The sequence below is a fragment of the Bacillus sp. EU63 genome, assembly GCF_038592915.1.
Lineage (GTDB): Bacteria > Bacillota > Bacilli > Bacillales > Bacillaceae > Bacillus > Bacillus velezensis.
Map to the genome: position 1 here is coordinate 2,525,842 of NZ_CP151944.1, position 22,899 is coordinate 2,548,740.

At 46.6% G+C, this 22,899-nt stretch carries 24 protein-coding genes; 1 reads left to right on the top strand and 23 read right to left on the bottom strand.

Annotated features, from left to right (window positions below; translation table 11 throughout):
• Positions 1 to 25: 25 nt before the first annotated feature.
• The 17 genes from glyS to rpsU form a co-directional block, all read right to left on the bottom strand.
• Complete coding sequence (gene glyS, locus NYE38_RS12420) at positions 26 to 2,065, bottom strand: glycine--tRNA ligase subunit beta (RefSeq protein WP_340802410.1); 2,040 nt, start codon at positions 2,063 to 2,065, stop codon at positions 26 to 28.
• Complete coding sequence (gene glyQ / locus NYE38_RS12425; protein ID WP_106067886.1) at positions 2,058 to 2,945, bottom strand: glycine--tRNA ligase subunit alpha; 888 nt, start codon at positions 2,943 to 2,945, stop codon at positions 2,058 to 2,060. The genes glyS and glyQ overlap by 8 nt, the downstream gene beginning before the upstream one ends.
• 301 nt (positions 2,946 to 3,246) lie before the next feature.
• Positions 3,247 to 4,014, bottom strand: coding sequence for a DNA repair protein RecO (gene recO, locus NYE38_RS12430; RefSeq protein ID WP_106067885.1), 768 nt, complete (start codon positions 4,012 to 4,014; stop codon positions 3,247 to 3,249).
• A 36-nt stretch (positions 4,015 to 4,050) separates the two neighbouring features.
• Positions 4,051 to 4,194 (bottom strand): YqzL family protein, encoded by a 144-nt coding sequence (locus tag NYE38_RS12435; RefSeq protein WP_007408286.1) that lies wholly within the window; start codon positions 4,192 to 4,194, stop codon positions 4,051 to 4,053.
• Positions 4,195 to 4,349: 155 nt separating this feature from the next.
• Complete coding sequence (gene era, locus NYE38_RS12440) at positions 4,350 to 5,255, bottom strand: GTPase Era (protein WP_014470680.1); 906 nt, start codon at positions 5,253 to 5,255, stop codon at positions 4,350 to 4,352.
• The gene (locus NYE38_RS12445; RefSeq protein WP_017418172.1) at positions 5,236 to 5,646 is read right to left on the bottom strand and encodes a cytidine deaminase; all 411 of its coding nucleotides are present in this window, start codon (positions 5,644 to 5,646) and stop codon (positions 5,236 to 5,238) included. The genes era and NYE38_RS12445 overlap by 20 nt, the downstream gene beginning before the upstream one ends.
• A gap of 123 nt (positions 5,647 to 5,769) precedes the next feature.
• Positions 5,770 to 6,144 carry a diacylglycerol kinase family protein gene (locus NYE38_RS12450; RefSeq protein ID WP_340803135.1) on the bottom strand — a complete coding sequence of 125 codons (375 nt, stop codon included), beginning with the start codon at positions 6,142 to 6,144 and terminating at the stop codon, positions 5,770 to 5,772.
• Entirely contained in the window at positions 6,125 to 6,598 is a 474-nt protein-coding gene (ybeY, locus tag NYE38_RS12455) for an rRNA maturation RNase YbeY (protein WP_003152973.1), read from the bottom strand. The genes NYE38_RS12450 and ybeY overlap by 20 nt, the downstream gene beginning before the upstream one ends.
• Entirely contained in the window at positions 6,599 to 8,731 is a 2,133-nt protein-coding gene (locus tag NYE38_RS12460; RefSeq protein WP_065180881.1) for an HD family phosphohydrolase, read from the bottom strand.
• 80 nt (positions 8,732 to 8,811) lie between these two features.
• Positions 8,812 to 9,771, bottom strand: coding sequence for a PhoH family protein (locus NYE38_RS12465; RefSeq protein ID WP_007408283.1), 960 nt, complete (start codon positions 9,769 to 9,771; stop codon positions 8,812 to 8,814).
• A gap of 3 nt (positions 9,772 to 9,774) precedes the next feature.
• Complete coding sequence (gene yqfD, locus NYE38_RS12470; RefSeq protein ID WP_015417843.1) at positions 9,775 to 10,959, bottom strand: sporulation protein YqfD; 1,185 nt, start codon at positions 10,957 to 10,959, stop codon at positions 9,775 to 9,777.
• A gap of 17 nt (positions 10,960 to 10,976) precedes the next feature.
• Positions 10,977 to 11,258 (bottom strand): sporulation protein YqfC, encoded by a 282-nt coding sequence (gene yqfC / locus NYE38_RS12475; RefSeq protein ID WP_003152966.1) that lies wholly within the window; start codon positions 11,256 to 11,258, stop codon positions 10,977 to 10,979.
• 56 nt (positions 11,259 to 11,314) lie between these two features.
• A complete protein-coding gene (locus NYE38_RS12480) occupies positions 11,315 to 11,749 on the bottom strand; it encodes a hypothetical protein (RefSeq protein ID WP_014418408.1) in 435 nt (144 codons plus the stop codon).
• Between the two features lie 27 nt (positions 11,750 to 11,776).
• The gene (floA, locus tag NYE38_RS12485; RefSeq protein ID WP_014418409.1) at positions 11,777 to 12,769 is read right to left on the bottom strand and encodes a flotillin-like protein FloA; all 993 of its coding nucleotides are present in this window, start codon (positions 12,767 to 12,769) and stop codon (positions 11,777 to 11,779) included.
• A 24-nt stretch (positions 12,770 to 12,793) separates the two neighbouring features.
• Positions 12,794 to 14,110 (bottom strand): nodulation protein NfeD, encoded by a 1,317-nt coding sequence (locus NYE38_RS12490; RefSeq protein WP_224443290.1) that lies wholly within the window; start codon positions 14,108 to 14,110, stop codon positions 12,794 to 12,796.
• A 122-nt stretch (positions 14,111 to 14,232) separates the two neighbouring features.
• The gene (locus tag NYE38_RS12495) at positions 14,233 to 14,679 is read right to left on the bottom strand and encodes a GatB/YqeY domain-containing protein (RefSeq protein WP_007408278.1); all 447 of its coding nucleotides are present in this window, start codon (positions 14,677 to 14,679) and stop codon (positions 14,233 to 14,235) included.
• Between the two features lie 14 nt (positions 14,680 to 14,693).
• Positions 14,694 to 14,867 carry a 30S ribosomal protein S21 gene (gene rpsU / locus NYE38_RS12500; protein ID WP_003152957.1) on the bottom strand — a complete coding sequence of 58 codons (174 nt, stop codon included), beginning with the start codon at positions 14,865 to 14,867 and terminating at the stop codon, positions 14,694 to 14,696.
• A gap of 171 nt (positions 14,868 to 15,038) precedes the next feature.
• Here rpsU and NYE38_RS12505 point away from each other — a divergent pair, with 171 nt between their 5' ends.
• The gene (locus tag NYE38_RS12505) at positions 15,039 to 15,965 is read left to right on the top strand and encodes a Na/Pi symporter (protein ID WP_021494332.1); all 927 of its coding nucleotides are present in this window, start codon (positions 15,039 to 15,041) and stop codon (positions 15,963 to 15,965) included.
• Positions 15,966 to 16,002: 37 nt separating this feature from the next.
• Here the strand turns inward: NYE38_RS12505 and mtaB are convergent, their stop codons facing one another.
• The 6 genes from mtaB to grpE all read right to left on the bottom strand — a co-directional run bounded on the left by mtaB (position 16,003) and on the right by grpE (position 22,861).
• A complete protein-coding gene (gene mtaB / locus NYE38_RS12510) occupies positions 16,003 to 17,358 on the bottom strand; it encodes a tRNA (N(6)-L-threonylcarbamoyladenosine(37)-C(2))-methylthiotransferase MtaB (RefSeq protein WP_014305444.1) in 1,356 nt (451 codons plus the stop codon).
• The gene (locus tag NYE38_RS12515; RefSeq protein WP_007408275.1) at positions 17,358 to 18,128 is read right to left on the bottom strand and encodes a 16S rRNA (uracil(1498)-N(3))-methyltransferase; all 771 of its coding nucleotides are present in this window, start codon (positions 18,126 to 18,128) and stop codon (positions 17,358 to 17,360) included. Before NYE38_RS12515 ends, mtaB begins: the two co-directional genes overlap by 1 nt.
• Before the next feature lie 22 nt (positions 18,129 to 18,150).
• A complete protein-coding gene (prmA, locus tag NYE38_RS12520; RefSeq protein ID WP_025649832.1) occupies positions 18,151 to 19,086 on the bottom strand; it encodes a 50S ribosomal protein L11 methyltransferase in 936 nt (311 codons plus the stop codon).
• Between the two features lie 23 nt (positions 19,087 to 19,109).
• On the bottom strand, positions 19,110 to 20,237 hold the full coding sequence (gene dnaJ / locus NYE38_RS12525) for a molecular chaperone DnaJ (protein WP_003152895.1): 1,128 nt from the start codon (positions 20,235 to 20,237) through the stop codon (positions 19,110 to 19,112).
• 185 nt (positions 20,238 to 20,422) lie between these two features.
• Positions 20,423 to 22,261, bottom strand: coding sequence for a molecular chaperone DnaK (dnaK, locus tag NYE38_RS12530; protein ID WP_007408273.1), 1,839 nt, complete (start codon positions 22,259 to 22,261; stop codon positions 20,423 to 20,425).
• A 24-nt stretch (positions 22,262 to 22,285) separates the two neighbouring features.
• The gene (gene grpE / locus NYE38_RS12535; protein ID WP_003152892.1) at positions 22,286 to 22,861 is read right to left on the bottom strand and encodes a nucleotide exchange factor GrpE; all 576 of its coding nucleotides are present in this window, start codon (positions 22,859 to 22,861) and stop codon (positions 22,286 to 22,288) included.
• Positions 22,862 to 22,899 lie beyond the last annotated feature (38 nt).

Consider the following 22,899-nt stretch of genomic DNA (forward strand, 5'->3'; position numbering starts at 1 on the left):
GATCACACAGCAACCGTCTTTTTCTTTATTTTACAATAAGATGATTCATATTAGCAAAAGACTTGATCACATCTGCTAGAGCGGTCATTTGCGCTAAACGGTTGGTTTTTAATGCTTCATCGTCCGCATTTACCATCGTGTGATTAAAGTAATCTTCGATCGGCTCTTTTAATCCGCTGAGCACGGCAAGCGCCTGTTCATAGTTTTTGGAGGCAAAGCTTTCCGCGACACTGTCTTTTGTTTTTTGATAAGCGTCAAACAGCTTTTTCTCCTGTTCATTTTCAAACAGATCCGGCTTGATATCGCGGCTCTCGCCTTTTTTGCTGATGGAGATGACCCGGCCGAGTGATTCAGCCGTTTCTTTAAAGCCGGGTGTGCCGAGGTGCTTCTCAAGCACTCTTGCCTTATGAACGGCTGCATACGGCTCAAGCTCTGTGCTGTCCAGAACGGCTTCAATAACGTCATGACGGATGTCTTCAGCGTTTAAAACGTATTTCAGACGCTGTGTAAAGAAATCAAGGAGCTCATTTTCTTTTTCCGTTTCTGTCAACGACAGCAGTTCTTTAAAAGAAATGCCCCAGTTGCGGTCGATCAGAATGGAAACAATGCCGCTTGCCTGACGGCGCAATCCGTACGGATCCTGAGAACCTGTCGGAATTACGTCAATGCTGAAGAAGGAAGCAATCGTGTCCAGTTTATCAGCTAACGCCACGACCGCGCCGGTAAAGGTTGAAGGCACTTCTCCCCCGGCCGCTCTCGGCATATAGTGCTCATTGACAGCGGCAGCGACGGCATCATCTTCACCGAGCATGCGCGCATATTTTTCTCCCATCACGCCTTGAAGCTCAGGGAACTCATAGATCATATGTGTAACCAGGTCAAATTTAGAAATCTCTGCGGCGCGCTTCACAAGTTTTTGCGTCTGTTCATCCGCTTTCAGGCGGACGGCAAGTTTGCCCGCAATGGTGACCACTCTTCTTACTTTATCTCCAAGGGAGCCGAGCTCTTCATGGAAAACGATATTTTCCAATTTCTTCACGTTCTCATCAATGTTCAGCTTTTGGTCTTCTTTGTAGAAGAACGCAGCATCTGAAAGCCTTGCTCTCAGCACTTTCTCGTTTCCGCGGGCAACATTTTCAATTGCATGGCTGTTCCCGTTTCTTACCGTAATAAAATGAGGCAGCAGATTCCCGTTTTCATCTTTTACCGGGAAGTAGCGCTGATGCTCTTTCATTGTTGTCACAAGCACTTCTTCAGGGATAGAAAGAAACTCGGATTCAAAAGATCCGTAAAGCGCCGTCGGGTATTCCACCAGATGGTTGACTTCGTTCAGCAGGTCCTCATCGATCGGAATGTTCCATTTCTTCTCAGCCGCAAGCGCATCCAGCTGGCTTTGGATCATTTGTTTGCGTTCTTTCGGGTCAGCAATGACGCTTTGTTCTTTCAGCAGCTTTTCGTATGATGACGGCGCATCAACAGATACTTCTTGGCCGAGAAAGCGGTGTCCCTGCGTGTTCCGGCCCGTCTCGACATTTGTGATTTCAAACGGAATGACGTCTTTTCCAAAGAGGGCGGCAATCCATTTGATCGGACGGATATAGCGCAAATCCTGCGTGCCCCAGCGCATGTTTTTCGGAAAATGCATTCCGGCAATCAAATTTTCCAGCTGCGGTAAAAGTGTCTTCGTCTCTTGTCCCGCCTGGAATTTTTGAACGAAGACATATTCCGTGCCGTTTACATCTTTTATATACAGGTCATCCACTCCGGCGCCTTGGCCTTTTGAAAATCCGATAGCGGCTTTTGTCCAGTTTCCGTCAGCATCCAGAGCGATTTTTTTCGCCGGGCCTTTTGCTTCTTCCTGAATATCAGCCTGTTTTTCTGCTACGTCTTTTATATATACTGCCAGACGTCTCGGCGTATTAAAAAGTTTCACTTCGCCATGGGCGATATTTTTTTCAGCCAGCCAGCCGGTCAGCTTTTCACCGAGCTGCACCATGCTGTCATGTAAAAACCGCGCCGGCATTTCCTCGAGTCCGATCTCTAAAAGCAAGTCTTGTTTACTCATGGGAAGAGCCCTCCTCTTTAAGCATTGGGAACCCTAATTTTTCCCGTTCTTCATAATACGTTTTTGCCACTTTTCTCGCTAAGTTGCGGACACGGCCGATATATCCCGTCCGCTCTGTCACCGAGATCGCGCCTTTTGCATCGAGCAGATTAAATGTGTGAGAGCATTTCAGCACATAATCATAGGCCGGATGCACAAGCCCGTTATCCATTTGTCTGATTGCTTCTTTTTCATAGGTGCTGAACAAATGGAAAAGCATATCCACGTCAGATGTTTCAAAAGTATAAACGGAATGCTCGTATTCAGCCATCATAAATAAATCTTTCACAGTAAATCCTGACGTCCATTCAAGATCAAAGACGTTTTCTTTATCCTGAATATATGACGCGAGACGTTCAATACCATATGTGATCTCAACGGACACCGGTTTACATTCAATTCCGCCCACCTGCTGGAAATATGTAAACTGAGTAATTTCCATCCCGTCAAGCCATACTTCCCAGCCGAGACCTGCACAGCCTAAAGACGGGTTTTCCCAGTTGTCTTCTACGAAACGGATATCATGTTCAAGCGGGTCAATGCCGAGCGCACGCAATGAATCAAGGTAAAGCTCTTGAATGTTATCAGGCGACGGCTTGATAATGACTTGGAATTGGTGATGCTGATAGAGCCTGTTCGGGTTTTCACCGTACCGTCCGTCCGCAGGCCGTCTGGACGGCTCAACGTAAGCTACTTTCCACGGCTCCGGCCCGATGCTCCGTAAAAATGTATACGGGCTCATTGTGCCTGCGCCTTTCTCCACATCATACGCCTGCATGAGCACACAGCCTTCACTCGACCAGTGCTTCTGCAAGGTTAAAATCATATCTTGAATGTTCATTTCAAGCACCTCCACTTTCTCCATTCTTTTACAAGTGCGGCGGCAATCAAAAAACTCCCGTCTCTATGCTTGCCGGCCGCAAACATAGGGACGAGAGTTCTCCCGCGGTTCCACCCTAGTTGCTGAGGATGTGAATCACTCAGCCTCTTTTTAAAGGGTTGCTCAAGAATGCCTTTCGTTGCGCGCTCATCCTTAGCTTACACTGTCCTAAGGTCGCTTATATGAGTTGGACGCAAGTACTTCTTTCTGTCACTGCAACATATTTTATAATAAATGATCATATAAAAAGATGGGCAGAATGTCAACTTTTGTTTTCATCCAAAAGGTGCTTCATGCTTTCCATCTGGTCTAAAAACCGTTTAGACTTTAAATAAAGCCCTGAATATTCCTCATAATACAGATCGATAACCCGTTTAAGTTCGTTTTTGGTTTCCTGTTTTAATGAGACGCTGCCGAGCCTTCCGATATCAAAGTAATAAAAAAGCCTTAGCAGCCTTGCCGTTTGCGGCGAAATCGGAACTCTGTACGGATCCTTTCCAAAGCAGCGGTGGCAGATAAAACCATTATCTCTTACCGAAAAATGAAACGTCCCGTCCCGGCTTTTGCAGTGGACACAATGATTCAGCTCCGGATACAGTCCCATGACGCCGAGCATTTTCATCTGAACGATGAAGGTGATCACGTCCGGGTCAGTCCCTTCATTCAGCCTCTTAAAGGATTCGAGAATCAATTCGAATAAATAGGGGTTCGGTTTCTTCTCTTCCGTTCCTTTGTCAGTAAGTTCAGCGATAAAAGCGGCATATGCCGTCAAAAACAAGTCTTCTCTGATCGTTCTCATGCTGAGAATCATTTCACCCTGCTGGAGCGTGCCGAGTCCAGATGTTCTTTGCATTAAAAATGACCCGTACAAAAACGGCTGGCTGACTGCTGACAGCCGGCTGGCTGACTTCCTGGCGCCCCTTGCCATGACGCCGATTTTGCCGTGTTCCCTCGTCAGCAATGTCACGATTTTATTCGTCTCCCCGTAGTCATTCGTACGGAGCACGATTCCTTCACATTTAGTCAGCATTTCCGCACCTTCCAACAACGGGAGGGGCCAAGAGGTTTACAAAATTGGAAAATCAATTCGGGCTAGCTCATCTTCCGGTTCTTCGGGTCTTTCCAGGTTCTCTTTTTCCAGTTCTTTAAAAAGAAGGTACGTATCAACACTTCCTGTTTGAGAAAATACGTTCCAGGTAAAATTCAACACAAAAAACCCACCTTTCATCATTAAACTAGCTTTGCAATCCAAATTCTTACCCTTATCTTGACCTGATGTCCTCCTTTTCATGTTAAACAAATTTTGCTAACGAATCCCTGCTTCTGTGAGGTAATCTCACACCTCAGGCATGCGCCTTAGATGAATTAATATTCATCCTCTTTGAAGCCGAAATCACGCAGCTGAGACATTTTATTCCGCCAGTCCTTCTGCACCTTCACCCATAATTCCAGGTAAACGCGTGAGCCCAAAAGAGCTTCAATATCAGCCCGCGCTCTTTTGCCGACTTCTTTCAGAAGCGCTCCTTTTTTGCCGATGACGATGCCTTTTTGAGAATCCCGCTCGACCACAATGGTGGCGGCGACATGGATGGAGCCGTTTTCCTGCCCTTTAATGGACTCGATAGCGACAGCGATGCTGTGCGGCACTTCTTCCCTTGTCAGATGGAGCACCTTTTCCCTGATCAGTTCAGAAATAATGAACCGCTCGGGATGGTCAGTCACCTGATCGCTCGGATAGAACTGAGGCCCTTCCGGTAAATACGCTTCAATCTGCGCGAGAAGGGTTTCGACATTGTTCCCTTCCAAAGCTGAGATCGGCACGATTTCCTTAAACGGATAGCGCGTACGGTACTCATCAATTAAAAGAAGCAGCTGGTCAGGGTGGATCTTATCAATTTTGTTTACGATCAGAAAGACCGGCGTGGACGTCTGTCCGAGCTTTTCAATGATAAACTCGTCGCCTTTTCCGTACCCTTCTTCGGCGTTAATCATAAATAACACCAAGTCAACTTCTTTCAGCGTATTCTGCGCCACTTTCATCATAAAGTCGCCAAGCTTGTGCTTTGGTTTGTGAATGCCCGGTGTATCAATAAAAATGGTCTGCGACGTGCCGGTTGTCAGCACCCCTTGGACTTTATTTCTTGTCGTCTGGGGTTTGTCGCTCATGATGGCGATCTTTTGACCGATGACCCTGTTTAAAAAGGTAGACTTTCCTACATTCGGCCTTCCGATGATAGATACAAATCCTGATTTAAAGCTTTCGTTCGTCATGTAAATCCTCCGATGAAAATGCGCCCGGCAATAATTCTTCCGCAGTCATTTCTTTTATTTGTCCTTGTAAGTTGGTCAGAATAACAAGCATATCCTTTGAGCACAGCTCGGAAATTACTTGTCTGCAGGCTCCGCACGGCGAAACCGGTCCCGGAGTATCCGCAGCCACGGCGAGCATCGTAAATTCCGTATCCCCCTCGGAAACAGCTTTGAATATCGCCGTGCGTTCAGCACAGTTGCACATGCTGTATGCCGCATTTTCAATGTTGCAGCCTCTGTACACTTTTCCGTCTTTGGTAAGAAGAGCGGCTCCCACTCTGAAATTTGAATACGGCACATACGCTGTGTCCCGCGCTTTTAATGCTTCTGCAATCAATTCTTGTCTGTTCATGTGTACTTAATTCCTCTCTTACCTTTATCCTGTATGATACCGCTGTCACTTTTATTTTACATAATTATGATTGGTTTTTCACGCCCATTTTTGGCAATGTAAAATAATTGTAAGAATCTTCTGCTAACATATCTTCGGCAAGAAGATGAGTAAACCAATGATACACGATATCACGGCAAAGACGCAAACGGCTCCGGCGGCCGCGTCCTTTGCCGCTTTTGCGAGCGGGTGATACTGATCGGTAACTAAATCCACAACATGCTCTATCGCCGTATTTAAAAGCTCCAAAGCAAGCATCCCTCCGATCAGCACCAAAACAACGGCCCATTCGGCTGTGCTCAGCCCGGTGAGAAAACCGCAAAGAATAACGGCGCAGGCCGCGATGATATGAAATTGAAAATTACGCTCTGACCGCGCCGTTTTCCAGATTCCCCTCCATGCATGGACAAAGCTTTTCAGGAACCTGCTCCACTCGTTTTTATGATCTCGTGAGTCCATACTCATCCAGCAAATCCTTTTGCTTTGAAAACATTTCTTCCTCTTCTTCTTTTGTCATGTGATCATAGCCAAGCAAATGCAAAAAGCCGTGGACAGCCAGAAAACCGAGCTCTCTCATAAACGAATGGCCGTACTCTTCCGCCTGCTCTTTCGTTCTGTCTGCGCTGATGATAATATCTCCTAAAACAGGCGGCATGTCGGCGCCTACGATTTCAACCTCGTCCTCGCCTTCTTCTTCAAGCGCAAACGAAATGACGTCAGTCGGAGTGTCTTTTCCCCGGTAGTCTCTGTTGATTTCTCTGATTTCTTCATTTGTCACAATCGTGACCGATACTTCAGCCTGATCCTGAACGCCTTCTTTTTCCGCCGCGAATTGGAGCAGCTTCTCCACTTCTTGGAGCGCATCAGCTGAGACGCTGTTCGTTTCATCAACAATATCTATGAGTAAACCCATTTATTTCACCTTCTTCGTAGCCTCCGGATATTCAATCCGGGAGTGGAAAATTCCTTTTAACGTCGCACATAGTGTTTTTGCGATCGTATCCAGTTCTCGGAACGTGAGATCACATTCTGAGAATTGTCCGTCCTGAAGCTTATCGGATATAATTCCCCGCACCAGTTTTTCGATCCGCTCGGGATTGGGATTATGCATGGAACGGACGGCGGCTTCAACGCTGTCGGCCACTGAGATAATAGCCGCTTCTTTCGATTGCGGCTTCGGCCCCGGGTAGCGGAACTCTTTCTCTGTAATCTGGTCGCCCTTTTCTTTCGCTTTATAATAAAAGAATTTCAAAAGGGACGTTCCGTGATGCTGCTCCGCGATATCCACAAGCTCTTTCGGAAACTTATAGCTTCTGAGCATATTCGCACCGTCTGTCGTATGTGCGATAATGATATTTTTGCTGAGCTGCGGAGACAGCTTGTCATGCGGATTATCCATATTCATCTGATTTTCAATAAAATATTGCGGACGTTTCGTTTTGCCGAGATCGTGATAATACGCTCCGACCCGTGCTAAAAGACCGTTTGCCCCTACGGCTTCACAAGCCGCTTCCGACAGATTTGCCACCATGACGCTGTGATGATATGTACCGGGTGTTTCCGTTAAAATCTTTCGAAGCAGGGGATGATTCGGATTAGACAGTTCAATCAGCCTCATCGTTGAAAGAATGCCGAATCCCGTCTCAAAAAACGGCATCAGACCGATAATCAGAACGGATGAAGCAAGTCCCGAGACGACCCCCATCAGCATCAGCGTTCCGATTTCAACCGGTGACAGCGCCGTATTTTGTATTAATAAAAGCGACAGCACGATAATCATATTAATAAATGAGACGAACAGTCCCGCCTGCAATATTTTTGATCTCGCATTATGTTTTCCCAGAAACAGAATGCCTGAAATGCTGCTGATTAAATAGTAAATGCCGATGACGTAATTAAATGTTCCCGTCACACCCTGATTAAACATCATACTGCCGCAGATCGCCAGAATGATGCTTCCTAAAATGGCGAGCCTTTCATTGAGCAGCAGCCTGATTAAAATCGCGCCGGCGACGATCGGCACAAGATAGCCGATATTGGTGTATTCAATCTTCTGAAAGAGACTGACGACTTCCATAATGACGAGAATAAGCGTTGTAATGATAGAAAACAGCAAAAGAGATTTATTTTTCAGCTTAAGCTCCTGCTGCTGTTTCTCAAAATAGTAGACAAGCGTGGCAATAAACAGCCCGATCATCAGAAGGAGACCGCTGATCGGTTTTAACAGGTTGGAATTATTCAAAAGCCCCGTCAGTTCGAGCTTCCTGTATACTTCCCGGTCGATCAGATCATTCTCTTCCACGAGAACCTGTCCTTGTTTGATCTGTACCGGCTGGACGCTGTCTGACGCTTCCTGGCGTTTTTCATCCGTCGCTTTCGGATCAAATACATAATTCGGGATGACTGCGTATTTTCCGATTTCAGTCGCAGCCGCTAAATATTTTGACGGCACAGAAGCGCTTTTCAGCTCTTTTGCGACCTTATCCTTCGCTTCGGCAAGCTTTTCAGAAGGAATTTCACTGCTCATCACCGTATTCACCGCGGTAATGACGGAATCCCTCACAAATGAGAAATCTTCATTGTTTGCATGGAGAAGCGATTTAATGGCATCTTCCGAGACGGATTCATTGACATCCTGTGTCAGCTTGTTTTTCACCGATTTTACCAGTGATTTTTCCGAAGGTGACTTTTTGTCTTTTTCCGCATCTTTTTTCACTTCGCCGATGCTGTCAAAAATGGAAGTAATCAGGTCAAGCCGGTTGTCGGTATAGCCTTTTTTCAGAGTGTATTGATCTTCCACCGCATCTTCGGCCGCCTGCTTTTTCGATTCCGTCGCCTGCTGATCTTCCACTGTGGCGGGCGCGTAAATCGTCTTATCACTGACTGCAAACAAATCCAAATTAAGTGATTCAGGTTTTACATGAATAAAGAGCAAACCAAACATGATCGCTGAAAGCAGCAGGTACAGCAGCACATGGGCTGAGCGGGCATGTCTGAAACTGCGGAACCGTTCTCGGGCGCTTTTGCCCTTTCCCTTCTTTTTCAAAACAAGAACCTCCTCCCTGAAACATCAGGAACACATCATATAAAAATGACCCGATAACGGGAGATCGGGTCATTTTTGCATTACTTTTGCTTATCATAAGCTTCAATAATTTTTGCAACAAGCGGATGCCTGACCACATCTGTCTGGTCAAGTTCAATCACGGAGATGCCGTTTACGTCCTTCAGCATGTCCTTCGCTACTGCAAGTCCCGATGTGACGCCTTTCGGCAGGTCAATTTGGCTTACGTCGCCCGTAATGATCATTTTAGAGCCAAAACCCAATCTCGTCAAAAACATTTTCATTTGAGCGGGAGTGGTATTCTGGGCTTCATCAAGAATCACATACGCGTCGTCAAGCGTCCGCCCTCTCATATAGGCAAGCGGGGCGATTTCGATAACCCCTCTTTCCATAAGACGCTCCGTATGGTCGCTTCCGAGCACATCATGGAGCGCGTCATACAGCGGGCGCAGATAAGGATCTACTTTTTCCTTTAAATCTCCGGGCAGAAAGCCGAGGCTCTCGCCGGCTTCCACAGCGGGTCTTGTTAAAATGATTTTTTTAATGTGGCCGTTTTTTAAAGCGTGCACCGCTTTTACGACCGCCAAATAAGTTTTGCCGGTTCCCGCCGGCCCGATGCCGAACACCATGTCGTTTTTCTTCATCGCCGCCACATATTCTCTTTGGCCGATGGTTTTGACACGGATCGGTTTGCCTTTTGCCGTTTTCGTTATTTCCTCTTCATACATGCTTTCAAAATAGTCCAGTTCATCTTTTTTTGCCATTTTCACGGCATACAGCACATCACGTTCCGAAATCTCGATCCCCTTGCGAATTAAAGTAAGGAGCGAGCCCAATAATCTGTCAGCGATCTCAAATGTTTCATCATTCCCGGAAACGTAAATGGTTTCACCGCGTGTGATGAGGCTAATGCCCAGATCCTTCTCCATTAAATGTAAAAAAGCATCTTGGCTGCCGAACAAAGAAAGTGCTTCGTCCGGGCTTTTCAGTTTGTGATTAATCGCAAGTAAATGTTCTGCCATTCTTTAGTCTCCCTGAACAATAGGTGTGGTTTGAACGATATCTTCTATAACTTGGTAGAGAATAATCAACTTTACTTTACCATTCTCAACGGATTGGTGCAAAACTTTTTCACTTTCCACCTCTCCGCTGCCGTTTAATCGCTTTTCTACATCTTGTCTTCCCATTTTGATACCGGCCTGAACCGCTTCGCCTTTCGTATAAGTCCGCACGGATGTTTCACTTTCTCTTGTCTGTTCTTGAACGTAAGAAACCGGAAGCTTCATCCCCAGAAATTGAAACGGATGCTTTTCTTCCTCTGTTTTCGGATGTTTCAGCGGCTTCTCATTAAATTCAAAGCCCCAAAAAGGCACGCCCCATGATCCGAAAGACAGCTTGTGCTTCGTCCTTACTTTACCCGTATATAGCGTAAATGATGTTTCAAGAGGCACGGTTACTTCTGACTTGTACCATGTTTCTCCGTAAATTTCCGCTTTTGAGGCGACTTTCCGGTCTTCATTTCCGATCAGTCCTGAGACGAGGAGCTGTCCTTTGTCAACATGATCGTTCACAAAAGCCATCGGCTGCCCCTTTTGCACGAACATCCTTTTGATGACCGCCTTCTTTTTGGCAACGATATGGCGGGGGCTCACGTACTTTTCTTTTGTCGGTTCGTTTTTTTCGACCACTTTCATATGAAGGGCTGTCCCGTTCAATTCCACACCGACCCACGTAATATTATCGATACCGTTTGTTAATGATTTTTGAATTTTCTCCGGCGTCATCATTAAAAATTGCAAACGGCCTTTTTTCACACCGATTTCTTCAAGGTGCTTTACCATCTGATGCTCGGTTTCGGGCTTGGCCCCTTTAATATCAATTTCCCAAATCATGTTGGACAAAAGAAACAATATAACAAAAAATATCACAAATCCCGCAGTGAAGCCCAGGTTTAATTTTGATTTGAGAAGCAGAAAGGGAAGACCCTTTCTTTTTGTAAAGCTTGCTTTGCATTCATGTTTTCTGATGACTCTTCTGAAAGCATGTACATCCTGAAGCTGAATCATCAGCAGGACACAGTCTTGCTTTTTTTTCACCGCAAAGATGGCGATTCCGTTTCTCGTGCATTCATTCAGCAGCCGTTCAATCCCTTTTCCTTTGACTTCTACTTGGACTTTACCCGAAAAAAATGACAGCCATTTGTTTTTCACATTATTTCCCCCCGGCTTTATGAATCGACATATCGTACGTGATCTATCGTGCCTTCCAAAAGAATTTCCTCAGGAAGGATTGCCTTAATGACCAAGTTTTTTCCTGATATGATACATTGCCCCTGCTTGAGCATCAGCCTGACTTCTTCTTCGCTGAACAGCAGGAGGCCTCTGTGATTCTCTATGTAGATATGAAGTCTGCCGACCATCGTAATACGAGGCAGATCCATCATAACGTCCGGGGGAATTTCCAATGCTCTTGTCAGCCATGCCTTTACACGATTCTTTCTTTGCCCCATAAAAAAAGAACCCCCTTTCATCTCATATGTATGATTTGAAAAGGGGTTCTAACACTTTATTTTTTACCGATGTTCCGCATGGTCCGGTGCGGTTTTTTTGCACGGGGCGGACCCAAAACCTCACTGAATATAATGCCTTGGACCGCAGTTTCTTTATTTATTTTGAGGGCTGATTTCTTCAGAGACGCGTTTCGTGCGCGTGCGGATGTCAGCTTATGTTCAAGCCCGTTAAACATCTGCTCCGTCTCCGCTAGGCGCTTTTCAGCTTCCCTTCTTTTTTGCTCAAAAGGGTTCTCTTTTGAAACGGCAGGCAATTCTTCCGCTTCCGGCTTATGCTCTTTCTGCGGCTGTTTTTGATCCTGCTTTTTTGCCTGATTTCCGGGACGTGTACCCGGCGGACGTTTTTCATCTTTGTTTTTCTTGCCGAATATTGCCGATATAATGCCGATGACGGCGGCAATGACGAGCGGATTTGTCAGAATCTCGTGCATATAGCGGCTCCCTCCTTAATAGAGAGGTTATTGTTGGTCTTCATCTTGCTGGTCATTCGTCAGCTTGCCGATAGAATCCCTCATGTCCGTATCCGCGTCGATATTTTTTATGTTCATATAGTCCATGACGCCGATGTTTCCTTCACGCAACGCTTCTGCCATCGCAAGCGGCACTTCGGCTTCTGCTTCCACGACTTTTGCACGCATTTCTTCTACGCGAGCGCGCATTTCCTGCTCTTGGGCGACCGCCATGGCGCGGCGCTCTTCGGCTTTGGCCTGCGCAATGTTTTTGTCTGCTTCTGCCTGATCCGTCTGAAGAATCGCTCCGATGTTTTTGCCGATATCAACGTCGGCGATGTCAATCGAAAGAATTTCAAATGCGGTGCCTGAATCCAGCCCTTTGCCAAGTACGGTCTGCGAAATCATATCAGGATTTTCAAGCACTTTTTTATGATTGTGTGAAGAACCGATTGTCGAGACAATCCCTTCTCCGACACGGGCGACAACCGTCTCTTCTCCCGCTCCTCCGACAAGGCGCTCAATATTGGCTCTTACCGTGATTCTGGCTTTTGCTTTTACTTCAATTCCGTCCATGGCGACACCCGCGATAAACGGTGTTTCAATGACCTTCGGATTGACGCTCATCTGTACGGCTTCCAATACGTCACGCCCAGCCAGGTCAATGGCTGCGCAGCGTTCAAATGTCAGTTCAATATTGGCACGCTGTGCCGCAATCAGGGCATTGACCACCCTGTCGACATTACCTCCGGCCAGATAATGGCTTTCGAGCTGATTTGTTGTTGCGGATAGGCCGGCTTTATGCGCTTTAATTAACGGATTGACAACGCGGCTTGGTATGACGCGCCGCAGCCTCATCCCGACCAAAGTGAAAATGCTGATTCTGACTCCTGCCGCAAGCGCCGAAATCCATAGCATCACCGGTACAAAGGTGAAGAATATGGCTAACACAATAATGGCAGCAGCAACTAATGCTAAAATCGCCAAACTTGACAGTTCCATCTAATTCCTCCTCAAGGTTATCATCTATATTTCTCTCACGACAATGCGTGAGCCTTCCGCTTTCACTACTTTCACCTGTCTGTCTTTTTCAGTGAATGATCCTTCCGAGACGACATCCAGACGTTCATCATCAATAATGACGGTGCCTGACGGTCTGAGGGCTGTAGCGGTAACGCCGACTTTTCCCAACAGCTCCGTCCGGTTCTGATTTGAAACATAACCGCTCTCCGTGCTTGTTGAATCAGTTAATATTAATTTTTTAAAGAATTTCATTCGTTTCCCCAACACCCTTGTTAATATGATAAAGGCTGTAATAGATACAGCAAAGGCGATCAAGAGAGAAACCGCCATTACAGTAAAGCTGCCCGCAGCGAGAAAGAGGCTCGCTATGACGCCTGCAATACCGATAAGACCGATTATGCCTCCGGGCAGAAATATCTCTAAAAGGATAAAAACCAAGCCCGCGCAAAATAAGAATACGCTGTCATAGCCGGCGAATCCGGCAGCGATATGCCCGGTAAAAAACAGCAGCATGGCCGTCAGTCCGACAGCACCCGGTATCCCGAGGCCCGGCGAGAACAATTCAATGGTCAAACCAAGCAAAGCAAGCGTTAATAAGACGGGGACAACAAACGGATTTGTCAGCCATCTGCCCAGTTTGCCGACGAAACCTTCTTTTGCATGGTGAACATCCGCTTTGTCAAAACCGAGCTTTGTATATAAAGCATCAAGGTCTGAAACCGTGCCCTCCGAATATCCGACTTCCTTGGCTTTTTCAGCTGTCAGTGTCAGCAGTTTTCCCTTTGGGGCGCCCGCTTCCTTTGCGTTGATGGCGGGGTCAGCCATGGCCAGCGCATATTTCGGATTTCGGTTGTTTTTAACCGCTGCGTCCTCCATTTCTGCATGCCACAGTGATTGAGCCTTTTTGTCCGCCGCGTTTCCTTTTCCGTCGATGATGGCTGCGGCACCCATTTTTCCGCCCGGCGCCATATAGATTTCATCTGCCTGAAGCGCTATATACGCTCCGGCAGAAAGCGCCCGTTTATTAACGTAAGCGGTAACAGGCACATCCGCGCGGCCGATGATATCCGCAATATCCAAGGCTGATTGAACGGCGCCTCCCGGTGTATTGATGTCAAGAATAATGTGTGACGCGCCGGACTCCTTCGCTTCTTTGAAAGAACGCGATAAAAACGAGGCGAGCCCCTGTTCGACATTTTTCTCAACCGGGATGACATAAACCGATGGGTGATCAGCTTTCGCGTTCAATTGAACCCCTAATAAAGATAATACAAATAAGCCCAATAGAGCAACAGCAATTCCGTTTTTTTTTCGGAACAAGGCAAATATACCCTCCTTCCCGTTTCGTTCTTCTTTATATACGTAACAAATGTACTTTAGTTTCATTTTTTTATGTATAAAAAAAGACATCTCTCTAGGAAAGATGTCTTTTTTCTCGTCAATTAAGATAATTGACTGCTGACAAGTCTGTTAATTACGCTGCCGTCAGCTTTACCTTTTACTTTAGGCATAATAGCACTCATCACTTTGCCCATGTCCGCTTTGGAGCTCGCACCGACTTCAGCGATGGTTTCATTTACAATTGTCTGCAGCTCTTCTTCAGAAAGCTGCTTCGGTAAATAAACTTCTAAAATGTCCAGCTCTTTTTGAACTTTATCTACTAAATCTAAACGATTAGCGTTTGAAAATTCATGGAGGGAGTCTTTACGTTGCTTAAGTTCACGAGATAGGACAGTAAGTTCCTCATCCTCGGTCAAACTGTCTTTCTTAAGCTTAATTGCTTCGTTTTGAAGTGAAGCTTTCACCATTCGAACGACAGTCAGTTTGTCTTTCTCACGGCTTTTCATATACAGCTTCATATCTTGGTTAAGTCGCTCAAGAAGACTCATAAATCCACCCTCTTTTAGAATTTGCGTTTTCTAGCAGCTTCTGACTTTTTCTTGCGCTTTACGCTAGGTTTTTCATAAAATTCGCGCTTTCTTGCTTCTTGCAAAGTACCTGTCTTTGATACACTGCGTTTGAAGCGACGAAGAGCATCTTCAAGCGATTCGTTTTTTCTAACGACCGTTTTTGACATTCTCTTTCCCTCCCTCCGAATACACCAATCGACTACCTTTAAAAAGATACATATATAAACATGTACTTTGACATTATAATATAAGCCATCAGTCAGGTCAACTAAGCGAGCTCACTTTTCCGTCATGAATAAGGCTGCTTGTCTATATAATGATGGAAAGGGGTGTTTCGTTTGATGATACTGATTCTCTTTACCGCACTTATCCTGATTTTTTTACTCGGAATGAGCCTGCTCAGGCAGGGGCTGATCGCATTAACGTATTCAAAAATTGAGAAGAGCCTGCTCTTATTTACCGACCACCCTTTGAAAGCTTTTCTCATAAGCATCGTATTCACTGGTTTTCTTCAGAGCAGCTCAGCCTTCATGGTCATTGTCATCGGCTTTGTCAGCGCAGGCGCTTTATCTTTTAAACGGACCATTCCGATGATTCTCGGCACGAATGTCGGCTCCACGTTTACGACGGAGTTTTTAGCCATAAAGATGGATGTGCTCATTTGGGTGCTTTTTATCGGAGGCCTTGTGTTTATCCTCATCCGTAAATATCCGTTCAGGCAGATCGGCATAAGCTTCCTCGGTCTCGGCATCATCTTTTTTTGCATCACATGCTTCAGCCGGCTCGCCGTTCCGCTGACAGAAATGAAGGCGGGGGCGGAGGTTTTGCGCCATGTGAATGATTCGAGCTGGTCCGCTCTTTTTATCGGTATGATATTGACGGCAATCATTCATTCAAGCTCCGTCTGCATCGGCATTTTGATGAGTTTTATGAACGAAGGGGTGATCGGCATTGAACAAGCGGTCAGCGTCGTTCTGGGATCTAATATCGGGACATGCGTCACGGCCGTCATGGCTGCTGTTTCAGGCGGTTATGCCGCCAGACAGACCGCCGGTGCTCACGTTGTGTTTAATATTCTCGGCGTGCTGCTCGTATTTCCCTTCCTGTCCGCATCAGCAGGTTTTACGGAGCGCCTGTCTGATGATCCCGCGCAGATGATTGCGCATTTCAGCCTGTTATTTAACGTAGTCACCGCCCTATTGTTTCTGCCGTTCACACATTTGTTTTACCGGCTGATTGACAGGCTGATTCCTCCGAAACCGTAAAAAAACCGATGCGGGAAGGCACCGGTTTTTTTATCTGTTATGAAGACATGCGCATGTTCCGGGTCATTTCATCCTCAACGACACGGACGAATTGTCCTTCGTTATACGGATAGCCCGCTTTTTGAATTTTGACTTTGACAAGTTTGCCGATTACATCCTCCGTGCCTTTGAAGACGACTTTCATGTAATTGTCCGTATAGCCGACGAACATGCCGTCTTCATCAGACTCTTTAAACGCCTCTTCCGGAATGATTTCCAGAACCTCTCCTTCATAATCGGAGGCGTATTCTTTTGCAAGCTGGTCAGACAGCGCGATCAGCTTATGCACCCGTTCGTTTTTCACGTTCTCGTCAACCTGGTCTTCCATTCTGGCCGCAGGTGTTCCGGTGCGTTTGCTGTAAGGGAATACGTGAAGCTCTGAAAACTTATGTTCTTTAATGAACCGGTATGTTTCCATAAATTCTTCTTCCGTTTCACCCGGGAAACCGACGATGACATCAGATGTAACGGCCAGACCAGGCAGCGCTTCTTTCAGCTTATTTAAACGGTCCGCGAAAAATTCCATCGTATATTTGCGTCTCATCCGTTTCAGAACGGTGTTTGATCCTGACTGAATCGGGATATGAAGGTGACGGACGATTTTATCAGACGCATCCAGCACTTCAATCACTTCATCAGTGATTTGGCTTGCTTCAATAGATGAAATTCTGATCCGCTTCAGTCCTTCTACACGTGTATCAAGCTCGCGGAGAAGCTTGGCGAAATTATAATCTTTCATATCTTCGCCGTAGCCGCCCGTATGAATCCCCGTCAGGACGATTTCTTTATAGCCGGCATCCACCAGCTGCTGCGCCTGTTTAATGACTTCTTCCGGATCGCGGGAACGAAGCAGGCCGCGCGCCCAAGGGATAATGCAGAACGTACAGAAGTTGTTGCAGCCCTCTTGGATTTTTAACGACGCTCTTGTGCGGTCAGTAAAAGCGGGAACATCCAGCTCTTCAAACACGCGTGCTTTCATAATATTGCCGACGCCGTTGATCGGCTGGCGCTCTTCCCTGTACTGCTCAATGTAACCGAGCATTTTTTCACGATCCTGCGTGCCGACGACGATGTCAACACCCGGGATGGCCATAATTTCTGCCGGAGAGGTTTGCGCATAGCACCCTGTTACGCAGATGACGCCGTCAGGATTTTGGCGGATCGCCCGTCTGATGACTTGACGGCTTTTTTTATCTCCCGTGTTTGTTACCGTACATGTATTAATGACATATACATCTGCTGTCTGTTCGAATTCTTTTCGTTCATAACCCGCATCTTTAAACAGCTGCCAGATTGCTTCTGTTTCATAATGGTTGACCTTGCAGCCAAGGGTATGAAAAGCAACAGTTGCCATTACTGATCACCTCTTAATAACTCTGTATGATAGGAAACTGCGCTTAACGCGTAAAGAGGCGCAGTTTCAGTCCGTAAAATTCTCGGTCCGAGGCCGCATAAGACGGCGCCTTTTTCTGAAAGCTGATGAACTTCAGACTCAGTCAGACCGCCTTCAGGGCCGAATACGATTAAAAGAGACGAACCTTGCGGAAGGCTTTTGAGCTCCGCGGCGAAAGCGCCCGTTTCTCCCTGCTTTGATGACTCCTCGTATGCAACGACACATTTATCGACATTCTCCGCCATTTCAAGCAGCTGCCGGAACGTATGAACGGTTTTCACTTCGGGAATTTCATTGCGGTACGATTGCTCCGCCGCTTCCTTCGCGATTTTCGCCCATCTCTCCCGTTTTTTCTTTGCCTTTTTATCGTCAAGCTTAACGACGGATCTGGCGCCTTGAAAAGGGATGAACATACTTGCCCCCAGCTCGGTCCCTTTTTGGATAATCCATTCAAGCTTATCACCTTTCGGAAGGCCGCTTGCGATCCTGATCTTCAAAGGCAGTTCACGGTTTTCACCCGTCCACTCAGCAATGCTGCATGATATATGATCTTTAGAAACCTCTTTAAGCAGGCATAACGCTTCATGGCCGTCTTTCGAACAGCAGATAATCCGGTCTCCCGCACTCATTCTCATGACGTTCGCTATATGGTGGACGTCTTCCCCCGTGATTTGAAAATCAGGAGTTTCGTCCATCTCCTGCTTCGTGAGCTCGATAAAATATCGTTGCATACGCTGTGACACCTACTAACTGTTATTTTTTCGCGATGATGCTGACCCAATCTTCCATAGACAGAATTTCTATGATGGTAAAGCCGGCTTTTTCCAACGCTTCTTTTACTTCCTGTTTTTTCTGGCCGATAATGCCTGAAGTAATAAAATGGCCTCCGTCTTTGAGCAGGTCGTACGCCTGTGATGTAAAGCGGAGAATCACTTCCGCCAAAATATTTGCGACAATGACATCATGTTCGCCCGTGATGCCGTCTAACAAATTGTTCTGCTTCACTTCGGCCGTATCACTCACTTTGTTCAATTTCAGATTCAGACGCGCGCTTTCAACAGCGACCGGATCAAGGTCATACGCATGAACCGATTCGGCCTCAAGCATGGCGGCCGCGATGCTTAAAATTCCTGAACCGGTGCCGACATCAATGATACGGTCGCCTTTTTGAACGATACGCTCAAGCGCCTGAATGCATAAAACCGTTGTCGGATGCGTTCCCGTACCGAATGCCATACCCGGGTCCATTTCGATAATCAGTTCATCAGTATGAACAGGTGTATACGTTTCCCATGTGGGAACGATCGTGAACTTTTCAGAAATTTTCACAGGATGATAATACTTTTTCCAAGCTGTCGCCCATTCTTCTTCATTAACTTCAGAAATGGTGATTTTGTTTCTGCCCAAATCAATGTCGTACAAAAGCAGATTGTTAATCGTCTCTTTAATGCCGTCCACCGTTTCGCCGAGGAAACTGTTGATCGGCAGATACGCTTTGACAATGACACCCTCATCGGGGTAATCATTGGGGTCGAGCTGGTAGATTTCCCCGTAAACATTCTCACGCTCTTTCATTAAATCAAGCGGATCTTCGATGACAACCCCGCTCGCACCAGCTTCATGCAAAATATTTGAGATGGGTTCGACCGCTTCATGTGTTGTGTGAATGCTGATTTCGGACCATTTCAAAACTACCAACTCCTATCCAATCATTACTCGCCTTTAAATGCGCGTTTTACTTTGTCAAAGAAACTCATTTCTTGTTCATCCGGCAGGTTTCCGCTGACTTCAGCGAACTCGCGGATGATGTCTTTTTGTTTATCTGTCAGATTCGTCGGTGTGACGACGCGGACGACAATGTGCTGGTCGCCTTGTCCGTAGCCCCGGACGTTCTGAACGCCTTTGCCTCTTAATCTGAATTTCGTGCCGGTTTGTGTGCCGGCAGGTATTTTCAATTTCACTTTTCCGTGAAGCGTCGGCACTTCCACTTCGTCTCCGAGTGCCGCTTGGGCAAACGTTAACGGCATTTCGCAATAAATATCGTCTCCGTCGCGCTCAAAGAACTCGTGGGCGCGCACATGGAATACGACAAACAGATCTCCCGCCGGCCCTCCGTTTACGCCCGGTTCACCTTGGCCCGGAACGCGCAGCTGCTGTCCGTCATCCACACCGGCAGGAATCGTGACATTGATTTTTTTCCGTTTTTTCACTTTGCCCGTGCCGCCGCAGTCAGAACACTTGTTTTTGATGATTTTTCCTGTTCCTTCACAGTGGTGGCAGACTCTTCGGTTAACCACTTTGCCAAACGGCGTGTTCTGTTCGACGTTCAGCTGGCCTGAACCTCCGCAGTGCGAGCACGTATCCGGCTTTGTTCCCGGCTTCGCGCCAGACCCTTTACATGTTTCGCAATTCTCTTCGCGCGGAATTTCAATGATCGTTTCTTTTCCGAAAGCCGCGTCTTCAAATGACAGGGTCATTGTATACTGCAGATCCGCGCCTTGCCGCGGCGCATTCGGGTCACGGCGTCTCGTGCCGCCTCCGAAGATGCTTGAGAAGATGTCATCGAAACCGAAGCCGCCGAAGTCTCCGCCGCCTCCGAAACCGCCGCCGAATCCCTGGTTAGGGTCTGTATGGCCGAATTGGTCATATTGAGCGCGTTTTTGGTCGTCTGAGAGCGCTTCGTACGCTTCTTTTACCTCTTTGAATTTTTCATCTGCTCCGGATTCTTTATTGATATCAGGATGATATTTTTTTGAAAGCTTCCGATAGGCTTTTTTGATTTCATCCTTTGAAGCGCTCTTACTTACCCCAAGCACTTCATAGTAATCACGCTTACTCATCTCGCTTCACTCTCCCGAATTTCTCACATAAATTAGATTGTATCATTTTGAATTATGTTTTTTCAATTCCTTTTATCCCGGGCAAGAAAAAAAGTCAAAGCCAAGAGATGCCTGACTTTGACTTTCTGTCTGTTGAATCAGAATATGCTGTGTGTTCTTCCGCCTATAGCCATGCGGGAAAGAACTTATTTTTTCGTTTCGTCGTCTTTTACTTCTTCGTATTCCGCATCGACAACGTTGTCGTCCGCTTTTTTGCCTTCAGCGTTTGCTCCGCCTTCAGCCTGCTGCGCTTTTGCAGCTTCTTCATAAAGCTTCATAGAAAGCTCTTGAACGATTGTTTGAAGCTCATCTTTTTTCGCTTTGATGTCTTCAATTTCGTTTTTCTCGATAGCGGCTTTCAGCGCGTCTTTCGCGTCGTTTGCTTTTTTCACTTGCTCTTCGTCCACTTTGCCTTCCAGATCTTTTAATGTTTTTTCCGTTTGGAACACAAGCTGGTCAGCTTCGTTGCGGACTTCGATTTCTTCTTTTCTCTTCGCATCAGCGTCAGCGTTTTCTTCCGCTTCTTTTACCATGCGTTCGATCTCATCATCAGAAAGACCTGAAGAAGATTTGATAGTAATGTTTTGTTCTTTTCCTGTGCCTAAGTCTTTCGCTCTTACGTTTACGATACCGTTTTTGTCAATATCGAAAGAAACTTCGATTTGCGGTACGCCGCGCGGTGCCGGCGGGATATCAGTAAGCTGGAAGCGGCCGAGCGTTTTGTTGTCGGCAGACATCGGGCGCTCACCTTGAAGCACGTGAATGTCAACAGCCGTTTGGTTGTCGGCAGCGGTTGAGAATACTTGAGACTTGCTCGTCGGAATTGTCGTGTTGCGGTCGATCAGTTTCGTGAACACGCCGCCCATTGTTTCAATACCGAGAGAAAGCGGTGTAACGTCAAGAAGAACAACGTCTTTTACGTCTCCCGTGATGACGCCGCCTTGAATCGCTGCACCCAGCGCTACAACTTCATCAGGGTTTACGCCTTTATGCGCTTCTTTACCCGTTTCTTTTTTGATTGCTTCCTGTACGGCAGGAATACGTGTTGATCCGCCGACAAGGATAACTTTGTCGATTTCGCTTGCAGAAAGATCCGCATCTTGAAGAGCCTGACGGACAGGAGCCATTGTGCGCTCAACAAGGTGAGCGGAAAGCTCTTCGAATTTAGCGCGGGTCAGGGTCAGCTCAAGGTGAAGCGGACCTGCTTCTCCCGCCGTGATAAACGGTAAAGAAATTTGTGTGGATGATACGCCGGAAAGATCTTTTTTCGCTTTCTCAGCCGCATCTTTCAAACGCTGAAGCGCCATTTTGTCTTTTGAAAGATCAATGCCGTTTTCTTTTTTGAATTCTGCTACGAGATGATCGATGATGACTTGGTCAAAGTCGTCCCCGCCAAGACGGTTGTCACCGGCAGTTGAACGGACTTCAAACACGCCGTCGCCAAGTTCAAGAACAGATACGTCAAACGTACCGCCGCCAAGGTCGTAAACAAGAATTGTTTGGTCTTCGTCCGTTTTATCAAGTCCGTATGCAAGCGCTGCTGCAGTCGGCTCGTTGATAATACGCTCTACTTCAAGACCGGCGATTTTACCGGCATCTTTTGTCGCTTGGCGCTCTGCATCGTTGAAGTATGCAGGAACCGTGATAACGGCTTTTGAAACTGTTTCGCCGAGGTAGCTTTCAGCATATGCTTTCAGATGCTGAAGGATAATAGCTGACACTTCTTGAGGCGTGTAGTCTTTTCCTTCGATTTCCACTTTATAGTCAGTACCCATATGGCGTTTAACAGACATGATTGTGTTAGGATTTGTGATTGATTGGCGTTTCGCCACTTCCCCTACTTGGCGCTCGCCGTTTTTAAATGCAACGACTGACGGAGTCGTACGGTTTCCTTCAGCGTTGGCGATGACTGTAGGCTCTCCGCCTTCAAGCACTGCCACACATGAGTTTGTCGTACCCAAGTCAATTCCGATTACTTTACTCACTTTGAATTACCTCCTGCTATGTAGTTATTGATTCACTTTTACCATTGAAGGACGGATGACGCGATCCTTCAGTTTGTAGCCTTTTTGCAGTTCTTCGATAACAATATTGCTGCCGAAGTTTTCATCTTCCACCTGCATGACGGCTTGGTGAAGGTTCGGATCAAATTCCTGACCGACAGCTTCGATGGCTTCAACGCCTTCTTTTTCAAGTGCGTCCATCAGCTGGCGGCGGACCATTTCCATACCTTGCAGCAAGCTTTTTGTCTGCTCGCTTTCAGCTTCTACCTGTAACGCCCGTTCAAAGTTGTCGAGAGCCGGAAGGATTTCCGTTACGACGTTTTGAGAACGGTATTTCTGAGCAGCTTCCATCTCAAGGCGGCTGCGTCGTTTATAGTTTTCAAAGTCTGCTTGAACACGCAAAAGCTTGTTTTCTTTTTCATCAAGCAAACCCTGCAATTCATCAATTTGGTGCTGAAGGGCTTCTTCCTGACCTGCCGTTTCTTCATGCTGCTCTTGTGAAGCCGCTTGTTCTGCCTGTTCTGTCACTTCTTCTTGTTCTGCTGCTTCAACCTGTTCTGCGGTTTGTTTTTCTTCTGACATTGTGTTCACCTCCCTCAAATGCTGTAAAAAGATGACTG